Below are 5,506 nucleotides of genomic sequence, written 5' to 3'. Positions count from 1 at the left end.
CGCCTGGCCCGCGGTGACGGCACCCCCGACGGGGTTCCCGCCCGTGCACCCGCCGGCTCCCGGCCAGCAGGCGTCCGACCCGGCCCCGGCGTCGCCGCCCGTTCCCGAGGCAGCCGCCGAGCGTGGTGGCGCAGCCGACGCGGCCACCGGTGGCGAGGGTTCCGTCGCCGGTCCGCAGGGCGGGCTGAGCATGGTCGAGGTGCGACGGCTGTGGCCCGACATCGTCGAGGCGACCAAGATGCGCCGGCGGCTGGCCTGGATGATCCTCATCCAGAACGCCCAGGTCGTCGGGGTCGACGCCCGCACGCTCACCGTCGGGTTCGCCAGCCAGGGCGCCCGCGAGTCGTTCGTCGGTGGCGGGTGCGACGAGATCCTGCGCCAGGCCGCGATCGACGTGGTCGGGGTGGACTGGCGCATCGACGCGATYGTCGACCCGAGCGCCTCAGGAGGTGCCGGCCAGCCGGTCGTCACCCAGTCGGCGGTCTCCTCCGCGCCGTCGGCCCCGCCCGCGCCGTCCGGACCCGACGAGCGCGCCCCCGTGGACACCCCGCCCGACTGGGTGACCGGCGACGCCGCGGAGGCTCCTGCGACGCCCGCGCCCGAGGCACCGCGACCGCCGCAGGACTCCAGYGGCCTCGTCGCCGCGCGGGAGGCCCTCGAGCGGTCCCGGACCGCACCCGCCTCCGACGAGCCCCGGGTCGACCACGCCGCGCTCGCCGACGCCGCGGCCGACCCCGACGACCCCGACGCCGACACCCAGGGCCTCGACAGCACCGCGCTGCTCCAGCAGACCCTGGGGGCCAAGGTCATCGACGAGATCAGGCACACGTGACCACGCAGCTCCCGATCGCGACACCCACGACCCCACGACTCCAGGAGAGACGATGACCCAGAACCCCTTCGAGGCACTCGGCGGCGGCTTCGACATGGGCGCCCTGCTCCAGCAGGCGCAGCAGATGCAGGAGCAGCTGGCCGAGGCCCAGACGCGCCTGGCCGAGCAGACCGTCGACGGCACCGTCGCCGGTGGCGCCGTGACCGTGACGGTCAACGGTGTCGGCGAGCTCGTCGGCCTGACGATCACCGCGGGCCAGTTCGACGGCTCGAACGCCGACGACCTCTCCGACCTGTCCGACATGGTGGTCGCGGCCTACCGAGATGCCAAGTCCCAGGCCGACGCGCTGGCCAGCGACACGCTCGGTCCGCTCGCGGGCGGCCTCGGCGGCGACGACCAGGGCGGGGCGCCCGGCGGCCCGCTCGGCTTCTAGGACCCCCGTTGTACGAAGGCATCGTCCAGGACCTCATCGACGAGCTCGGACGGCTCCCCGGTGTGGGTCCCAAGAGCGCGCAGCGGATCGCGTTCCACCTCCTGCAGGCCGAGCCTGCCGACGTACGCCGCCTCGCGGACGTGCTCATCGAGGTCAAGGCCAAGGTGAAGTTCTGCTCGGTGTGCTTCAACGTCTCCCAGGACGAGCAGTGCCGCATCTGCCGGGACCCACGCCGGGACCCCGCAGTGCTCTGCGTCGTCGAGGAGTACAAGGACGTCGTGGCCATCGAGCGCACCCGGGAGTTCCGCGGCCGCTACCACGTGCTCGGCGGGGCGATCTCGCCCATCGACGGGGTCGGCCCCGACCAGCTGCGCATCCGCGAGCTCATGGTGCGACTGGCCGACGGTGCCATCACCGAGTGCATCCTGGCCACCGACCCCAACCTCGAGGGCGAGGCCACTGCGACCTATCTCACCCGGATGCTCAAGCCCATGGGCTTGCGCGTCACGCGACTCGCGAGTGGACTGCCGGTGGGTGGTGACCTCGAGTACGCCGACGAGGTCACCCTCGGCCGAGCGTTCGCAGGAAGGCGATCAGCAGATGACTGACTACACCAAGACCGACGTGACCGGGGGCGTGATCGACGAGGCACAGTTCGCCTCGCAGATCGCCGCCCAGATCGAGTCGTTCCTCATCGCGGTCCGCGAGGTCGCGCGCGAGGGCAACGGCGCGCAGGCGGTCTCGCTGCTGCTCCTGGAGATCAGCCAGGTGCTGCTCGCCGGGGCCCGGCTCGGCGCCCAGATGGACTTCCAGCCCCGCGAGGAGTACCAGCCCGACGTGGGTCCGGAAGCCGACATCGACGAGCTGCGGCTGCGCCTCGCGCAGATGCTCGACAGCGTCGACACCTACAGCTTCGTCTTCGACCCCTACGTCCCGGAGGTCGTGGTCAGCCAGCTCTCCGACGACCTGGCCTCGATCGTGACCGACCTCGACAACGGCCTGCGCCACTACAAGCGGGGCGACATCGCCGAGGCGTTGTGGTGGTGGCAGTTCTCCTACGTCAACAACTGGGGCAACCTTGCCGGTGCCGCGCTCAACGCCCTGCTGACGGTGGTGGCGCACGACCGCTTCGACACCGACTTCGACGCCGACGCCGAGGCCGTGGCGGTCGCCAACGAGATCCTGGGCGAGGCCGGACCGGGGGCCTGACACGGCGTTGGCCCGGACCCGGTTCCGGGCGCCCGCGCGCGTCGTACGCCTCTCGCGGGCGCCTCGTGCCGCGGCCGTGAGATGCGGCCGGTGACCCCCGCAGTGCCCGCGTAGACTCGGCTCCGCTCGAGCCACCGACCATCGCAGGGGACCAACCGTGGGCATTGTCGTGCAGAAGTACGGCGGCTCCTCGCTCGCCGACGCCGACGCCATCAAGCGGGTCGCCCGGCGCATCGTGGAGAACAAGAAGGCCGGCCACGACGTCGTCGTGGCCGTCTCGGCGATGGGTGACACCACCGACGAGCTGCTCGACCTGGCCGGGCAGGTGAGTCCGCTCCCGCCCGCGCGCGAGATGGACATGCTGCTCACGGCCGGTGAGCGGATCTCGATGGCGCTCGTCGCGATGGCCATCTCCGACCTCGGCTTCACCGCCCGGTCGTTCACCGGGTCCCAGGCGGGCGTCATCACCGACTCGGTGCACGGCAAGGCCAAGATCATCGACATCACCCCGGGCCGCATCACCGGTGCGTTGGAGGAGGGCCACATCGTGATCGTGGCCGGTTTCCAGGGCGTCAGCGCGGACACCAAGGAGATCACCACCCTGGGCCGCGGCGGCACCGACACCACGGCCGTGGCGCTGGCCGCGGCGCTCGAGGCCGACGTCTGCGAGATCTACACCGACGTGGACGGCGTCTTCACCGCAGACCCGCGGATCGTGCCGGCCGCCCGCAAGCTGGACCGGGTCTCCTACGAGGAGATGCTCGAGCTGGCCGCGTGCGGCGCCAAGATCCTGCACCTGCGGTGCGTGGAGTACGGCCGGCGCTACAACATCCCGATCCACGTCCGCTCGTCGTTCAGTCAGAAACAAGGCACCTGGGTCGTCGACGACCCAGGCGATGGAGGCACCATGGAACAGGCGATCATCTCCGGCGTGGCCCACGACACGAGCGAGGCCAAGATCACCGTCGTCGGGGTCCCCGACAAGGTCGGCGAGGCCGCGCGCATCTTCGAGGCGCTGTCCGAGGCCGAGATCAACCTCGACATGATCGTGCAGAACGTGTCGGCCGCCGCGACGAGCCTGACCGACATCTCCTTCACCCTGCCCCGCACCGACGGGCAGGTCGCCATGAACGCGCTGGCCAAGATCCAGGCCGAGGTCGGCTACGACAAGCTGCTCTACGACGACAAGATCGGCAAGGTGTCGCTGATCGGTGCGGGCATGCGCTCGCACCCCGGCATCACCGCCAAGTTCTTCGCCTCGCTCGCCTCCGCCGGGGTCAACATCGAGATGATCTCCACCTCCGAGATCCGCATCTCGGTGGTCGTGGACGAGGCCGACGTCGCCCAGGCGGTCCAGGCGACCCACACGGCGTTCGACCTCGACGCGACCGAGGTCGAGGCGGTCGTCTACGGCGGGACGGGCCGCTGAGGTGGGCATCAACCTCGGCATCGTCGGCGCCACCGGGCAGGTGGGCGTCGCCGTCCGCGAGATCCTCCTCGAGCGTGAGTTCCCCATCGACGAGATCCGCTTCTTCGCCTCCGCCCGCTCGGCCGGCACCGTGCTGCCCTTCGGCGACCGGGAGGTGACCGTCGAGGACGCCTCGACGGCCGACCCGGCGGGCCTCGACATCGCGATCTTCTCGGCCGGCGCCACCACCTCGCGCGCCCTGGCCCCGGCCTTCGCGGCGGCCGGAGTGATCGTCATCGACAACAGCTCGGCGTTCCGCAAGGACCCGGAGATCCCGCTGGTCGTCAGCGAGGTCAACCCCGCGGCCATCGACGCGGTGGTCGCGGCCGGCCAGGGGATCATCGCCAACCCCAACTGCACCACGATGGCCGCCATGCCGGTCCTCAAGCCCCTCCACGACGAGGCGGGGCTGCGGCGCCTCATCGTCTCGTCGTACCAAGCCGTGTCGGGCTCCGGTGTCGCCGGTGTCGACGAGCTGGCGCACGGGATCGCGGCGGCGGGGGACAAGGGCCGTGAGCTGGCCTACGACGGTGAGGCGGTGACCTTCCCCGAGCCGGTCAAGTACGTCGACACCATCGCCTACAACGTGCTGCCGCTGGCCGGCGCGATCGTCGACGACGGCCTCAACGAGACCGACGAGGAGCAGAAGCTCCGCCACGAGTCGCGCAAGATCCTGGGCCTGCCCGACCTCAAGGTCTCCGGCATCTGTGTCCGGGTGCCCGTCTTCACCGGCCACTCGCTGGCGGTCAACGCCGAGTTCGAGCGCTCGTTGACTCCCGCCCGGGCCCGCGAGCTCCTGGCCGACGCCCCGGGCGTCGAGCTGCGCGAGGTGCCGACGCCGTTGTACGCCGCGGGCAAGGACCCGTCGTACGTCGGTCGGCTGCGGCAGGACCCCGGCGTCGACGACGACCGTGGTCTCGCGCTCTTCATCAGCAACGACAACCTGCGCAAGGGTGCTGCCCTCAACACGGTGCAGATCGCCGAGCTGGTGGCCGCGTCGCGCTAGGCGGCTACGGCCGGTCGTCGCCCGCGTCGGCCAGCATCGTGGTGACGCGCCACGACAGTGCGTAGGCGAGCACCGACACGACCGTGACGGCGACCGCGCCCGACCACTCGTCGAGCGAGTCGAGGAGGAACAGCATCGCCACCACGGCCAGCAGCGCGACCGCAAGGAAGCTGGTGCTGCCGGCGTCGCGGTTGCCGAGACCCCGCAGCAGCCAGCCGCCGAGGTAGGTGAGGGCGATGAGGATCGCCAGCATCATGAGCAGCCCGGGGCCGCCGCCGCACGAGGCGGTGCCCGTCGCGACGTCGCACAGGCGCAACGACCCGTAGGTCAGCAGGACCGCGGCCAGGCCGACCACGGCACCGACCAGCAGGACGGCGGGCAGTGCCGGCAGGCTCGGGAAGCGGAGCTCGCGGCGCTCCCGCGGGGGCGCCGGCTCGGGCTCGACGACGCGGGTGTCCACCCGGGTGTCGCTGCCGCTGTCCGCACCGGCCAGCGGCTCCGGGGCGGGCGCGGGCAGGGGCTCGGCGGTCGCGGGCGCTGGCGGGGCCTTGTCTGGCG

6 protein-coding genes and 1 pseudogene are annotated in these 5,506 nt (G+C 71.8%); 6 read left to right on the top strand and 1 reads right to left on the bottom strand.

Annotated elements, in window-relative coordinates; genetic code table 11:
- The 6 genes and pseudogenes from AC1DQF_RS21035 to AC1DQF_RS21010 all read left to right on the top strand — a co-directional run.
- Positions 1 to 832 (top strand): annotated as a pseudogene (locus AC1DQF_RS21035) (hypothetical protein); the annotation flags it as partial.
- 52 nt (positions 833 to 884) lie between these two features.
- On the top strand, positions 885 to 1,265 hold the full coding sequence (locus tag AC1DQF_RS21030; RefSeq protein WP_477527174.1) for a YbaB/EbfC family nucleoid-associated protein: 381 nt from the start codon (positions 885 to 887) through the stop codon (positions 1,263 to 1,265).
- Between the two features lie 8 nt (positions 1,266 to 1,273).
- A complete protein-coding gene (recR, locus tag AC1DQF_RS21025) occupies positions 1,274 to 1,873 on the top strand; it encodes a recombination mediator RecR (RefSeq protein ID WP_477527173.1) in 600 nt (199 codons plus the stop codon).
- Complete coding sequence (locus tag AC1DQF_RS21020) at positions 1,866 to 2,474, top strand: DUF5063 domain-containing protein (RefSeq protein WP_477527172.1); 609 nt, start codon at positions 1,866 to 1,868, stop codon at positions 2,472 to 2,474. Before recR ends, AC1DQF_RS21020 begins: the two co-directional genes overlap by 8 nt.
- A gap of 157 nt (positions 2,475 to 2,631) precedes the next feature.
- Complete coding sequence (locus AC1DQF_RS21015; protein ID WP_477527171.1) at positions 2,632 to 3,903, top strand: aspartate kinase; 1,272 nt, start codon at positions 2,632 to 2,634, stop codon at positions 3,901 to 3,903.
- A gap of 1 nt (position 3,904) precedes the next feature.
- A complete protein-coding gene (locus tag AC1DQF_RS21010; protein ID WP_477527170.1) occupies positions 3,905 to 4,948 on the top strand; it encodes an aspartate-semialdehyde dehydrogenase in 1,044 nt (347 codons plus the stop codon).
- A gap of 4 nt (positions 4,949 to 4,952) precedes the next feature.
- Here the strand turns inward: AC1DQF_RS21010 and AC1DQF_RS21005 are convergent.
- On the bottom strand, positions 4,953 to 5,506 hold a 554-nt coding region (locus AC1DQF_RS21005), incomplete at its 5' end, for a hypothetical protein (RefSeq protein ID WP_477527169.1).

Source organism: Nocardioides sp. P4_G4 (genome assembly GCF_056401085.1).
This window is presented reverse-complemented; position numbering and strand designations above follow the sequence as displayed.

Excerpts from the sequence above, each read along its gene's own strand:
- AC1DQF_RS21020 (WP_477527172.1), top strand. The coding sequence starts at position 1,866 with ATGACTGACTACACCAAGACCGACGTGACCGGGGGCGTGATCGACGAG.
- AC1DQF_RS21030 (WP_477527174.1), top strand. The coding sequence starts at position 885 with ATGACCCAGAACCCCTTCGAGGCACTCGGCGGCGGCTTCGACATGGGC.